Here is a 3,583-nt window from a genome sequence, read left to right on the forward strand (position 1 = left end):
CTGCGTCACAGCGGGAGAGTAGGTCGCCGCCCCCCTTACGCCCCGCGGGATTACCCCGCGGGGCTTTTTCATTGGTACCCGCCCAAGCCTAACAGCTGCGCCTCAGCCGGAAAATTTTTTTTGTACCCGCCTGAACCAAGGGAATTTTTTTACTACATTTACTGAAAGCAATGGGGCAGAGTTGTGAATACCGCACGCGTTTAAAAACGAGCGCGAACGAGAGTTTACAGACGCGCGCAAGCCAGAGTGCTCATCAAAGTTAAACCATATTGTCCGAATACAATCAAAACCTTAAAATAGCATTATGCAAAGGTTAGCACATTTATTACTTGCAGTTTTGGTTGTGGTTTTATTGTCGTCGTGGGGTGGAACCGGGCATTACATCATTAGCCTTGAGGCTAGCCGATCGTTCAACACGGAAATGCAACAGTTTGCCGATTGGGCAAACTACCTGGCCGGCCATGCATCGGATGCCGATAACCGTAAAAGTTCCGATCCTACTGAGGCTCCAAAGCATTACATCGATATTGATAACTATACGGAATTTCTTACCAACCAGCCGATGCCCCTGATTTTGTCCGAAGCTGTGAGCAGGTATGGTAATAGCTTTGTGGTTGACAATGGTATATTGCCCTGGGCAACCAAAGCAACCTACGATTCACTGGTTATTGCTTTGCAGAACGGCAGGATTGATAGGGCTAAGCTGCTGGCTGCCGATCTTGGTCACTATGTGGCCGATGGGCATATGCCGCTGCATCTGACCAAAAACTACAATGGCCAGCTTACCGGTAACACCGGAATACACTCCAGGTATGAGTCAACAATGATTAACGCCCATGCCGATGAGTTCTATAATAGTCAGCCCCGTGAGATAGTCTTAGTTCAGAATGTTCAGCAATACATATTTGATTACATCTACTTCAACTATCAGTACGTAGATTCAATACTGGAGGCCGACAACTATGCCAGGAGCATCAATCCCGATTACAGCTCATCGGCATACAGGGATACTCTTTGGGTAAAGACAATAAGTTTTACAAAAAGGTTATTTGCGGCTGCATCGCAACGATTGGCTGAGCTGATTTACAGCGCATGGGTTGAGGCCGGAAGGCCATCGGTAACAAGCGCTGCCGAGGTTAACCTTGATAGGGCTACAATGTATGTTTATCCGAATCCCACCAGCGGACAAGTAAATGTCACCTATAGCAATTCGGGCGGTGAAAATTGTTACCTGGAGATTTTCGATATGCTTGGCAATACTTTAAAACGATACAGTCTGAATTCAATATCGTGCTCATCGGGTCACCTAACCGAAAACCTGAATTTTCCCTCAGGGGCTTACCTCTTTAGGTTGAGCAACAATAACATTAGCATTACACAGAGAGTTATAGTCCAAAAAAATGATTGAAATCATGGTTTAATCATTGGTTATTAAACTAACTTTGCATTAAGCAAACGCATTGACCATGAAAAAATCGGATTTAGCGATAATATCAATCGGAATAGTTGTAGCTTTTGGGCTATGCGGATATTTAATAGGCCAGTCGATTGAAAACTTTAGGAATGGCGACCGTACCATTCTGGTAAAAGGCTTTGCAGAGCGAGAGGTAAAAGCCGATTTGGCAGTATGGAGCATAAGCTGCCGTGCTGCCAGCAACGATTTGGTTGAAGGGGCAAAGCGCATTGAGCAGGATCAGAAGAAGATCATTGATTTCCTTGTGGCTAAGGGAATTGGCAAGGAAGAGATTATCAGCCGCGAAATTCGTGTTAACGACAGGTTAGCCAACGAGTATGGCGGCTATGACAATGTAAACTTTAGGTATGTGATTGTTAAGGTGCTCCAGGTTCGAAGCACGAATGTGGACAGGGTACAGGAGGTAAGCCGCCTAACCGATGAGCTTGTCCGTGCCGGTGTGGTTATAAGCCAGAACGATTACTCCAATAACCTTCAGTACTACTTTACCAAGCTAAACGACATTAAGCCCGAAATGCTTACTGAGGCTACCCAGAATGCCAGGGAGGCAGCAATCTCCTTTGCCAGTGAGAGTGGAGTTAAGCTTGGCAAGCTTAAAAGGGCAAGCCAGGGGCTGTTTACCATTGTCGACAGGGATCAGTCGCTCTCGGGTGGCGATAGCTTTGCCTCGGGTAACAGCGATATTGTAAAAAGGGTTAGGGTAGTAATTAGCGTTGAATACTCAATAAAGTAACCATAAGTTTAACCATTAATTTTGAATTGTTATGTTCAATAAGATGATTGCATCAATGCTTCCGTACTTTCCCAAGAAACTGGTGTGGATTTTTTCAAAACGTTATATTGCCGGCGAAACCATTGCCGATGCCATTAGGGTTTCCAAGGAACTGAATGCTCAGGGGATAAAGGTAACCATTGATATTCTGGGTGAATTCATAAAGGATTTAGGTGAGGCCGAACGTAACAAAAAGGAGTATCTGGAGCTTATTGATACCATTCAGAAGGAAAACATAGATGGTAACTACTCATTGAAACCCACCTCGTTTGGGTTGTTAATCGATAAGGAGATTTGCTACAACCATATCCGTGAAATTGTTGCTAAGGCTGCGTCGTACGGTAATTTCATCCGTATCGATATGGAGGACTCGCCCTGCACCAGCATGGAGATTGAACTCTACCGTAGGTTAAAAGCCGAGTTCCCCAAAAATGTTGGTTTGGTATTCCAGGCATACCTAAAGCGTACGCTTAAGGATTTGCAGGATTTAATGGATATCCATACCGATGAGCATCCTAACAACTATAGGCTTTGCAAGGGGATTTATGTTGAGCCGGCTGAAATTGCCTACAAGAAATACGAAGAGATTAACCAGCATTTCCTTGAGGATCTTGAATTCCTTCTGAAAAACGGCAACTATGTAGGTATTGCTACCCACGATAAACCAATTATTGAGGGAGCGTATAAGCTGATTGAGAAGTATAATGTACCCAAGAATAAGTATGAGTTCCAGATGCTTTACGGTGTTACCCCTGAGCTCCGGAAATCGATAGTTGATAAGGGGCACACCATGAGGGTTTACGTGCCATTTGGCAAGGAGTGGTTCGGTTACTCAACCCGTCGACTCAAGGAAAATCCTAAAATGGCTAGTCATATCATCAAGGCACTCTTTTTCAGGGGATAATAACGCATATTGTTTTCAAAAGCTCCGGTGTATTCCGGAGCTTTTATTTTTCCTTATCGTACAAACTGCGCATTGAGTGTAGGATGTTTGTTAGCTACCAGTAGTGCAATACCAAATGCCATCCTGAGCCCCGATATATCGGGATAGACTTCGCCGAAGTATCTCATTGCTCATTTCTATTCAATCCTTTGAAGAGATCCCTCGACTTTGCTCGGGATGACAAAAACCCTATCTTCCTTTCTGTTCCCTTGTCTTGCTGAGCTAGCCGAAGCATCTCTTTACCTTTAATCCTTGTTGTTTTTTTATATTCCGCTCTTTGCCATGCTTTTCTGTTGCGATGCAAAGCTACACCTTTGCTCTTTGGATTATGTATTGCGTGCATCGCTGTACATACGGAAGTTTCATGGAGTTACAAATGTTTCGCCCCTACGGG

The 3,583-nt window shown here is 44.4% G+C and carries 3 protein-coding genes; all 3 read left to right on the forward strand.

Features of this window, described 5'->3' with window-relative positions:
• Positions 1 to 304: 304 nt before the first annotated feature.
• From WHS63_RS13085 to WHS63_RS13095, 3 genes are read left to right on the forward strand one after another with little or no spacing between them, the layout of a single operon-like run.
• The gene (locus WHS63_RS13085) at positions 305 to 1,408 is read left to right on the forward strand and encodes a T9SS type A sorting domain-containing protein (protein ID WP_445205501.1); all 1,104 of its coding nucleotides are present in this window, start codon (positions 305 to 307) and stop codon (positions 1,406 to 1,408) included.
• A 58-nt stretch (positions 1,409 to 1,466) separates the two neighbouring features.
• Positions 1,467 to 2,207, forward strand: a complete 741-nt coding sequence (locus tag WHS63_RS13090; protein WP_445205502.1) for an SIMPL domain-containing protein — start codon at positions 1,467 to 1,469, stop codon at positions 2,205 to 2,207.
• 31 nt (positions 2,208 to 2,238) lie between these two features.
• Complete coding sequence (locus WHS63_RS13095; RefSeq protein ID WP_445205503.1) at positions 2,239 to 3,150, forward strand: proline dehydrogenase family protein; 912 nt, start codon at positions 2,239 to 2,241, stop codon at positions 3,148 to 3,150.
• Positions 3,151 to 3,583: the final 433 nt, after the last annotated feature.

The organism is Tenuifilum sp. (assembly GCF_037481895.1).
GTDB lineage: Bacteria > Bacteroidota > Bacteroidia > Bacteroidales > Tenuifilaceae > Tenuifilum > Tenuifilum osseticum.